Source organism: Vibrio sp. S234-5, assembly GCF_000960595.1.
Lineage (GTDB): Bacteria > Pseudomonadota > Gammaproteobacteria > Enterobacterales > Vibrionaceae > Vibrio.
This window is the reverse complement of the sequence record NZ_JZAM01000150.1, coordinates 1-481: the sequence shown is the minus strand read 5'-3', so window position 1 is coordinate 481 and position 481 is coordinate 1. Positions and strand designations below refer to the sequence as shown.

Genomic DNA, 481 nt, shown 5'->3' with positions numbered 1-481 from the left:
AGCAGTTGAGCCAATACATAAAAGATAAAGCCAATGATACACAAGGCGGACGACTGACTGGGGCCGACATCCACGCTTATATCGTGAAAGAATTTGGCCAACACTACCACCCTGATTCTATCTATTACCTGCTCGAGCACATGGGCTTGTCATGGATAACTTCCCGCTCAAAACACCCCAAGCAATCTCAAGAAGTCCAAGACGATTTTAAAAAAAATTCAAAATTGAAACGATCCTGAAGATCCCAGGACATATCGCTTTAGAGCATGTGGATGTCTGGTTTCAAGATGAAGCCAGATTTGGGCAACAAAACACGACGACACGGTTATGGGCAGAGAAAGGAACACGTCCCCAGAGCCGTGAAGCAACAACAATTTGAATATGCGTATCTGTTTGGTTCTGTCTGTCCCGCGAGAGGAATTGGCGAAGCGATGGTCGTTCCTTGGGTTAATAAAGAGATCATGATCGAGCATTTAAAGCA

General features: G+C 44.9%; 1 pseudogene. It reads left to right on the top strand.

Annotation, left to right across the window (positions count from 1 at the left end):
* Nucleotides 1-481 (top strand): annotated as a pseudogene (locus UF06_RS27525) (IS630 family transposase); the annotation flags it as partial.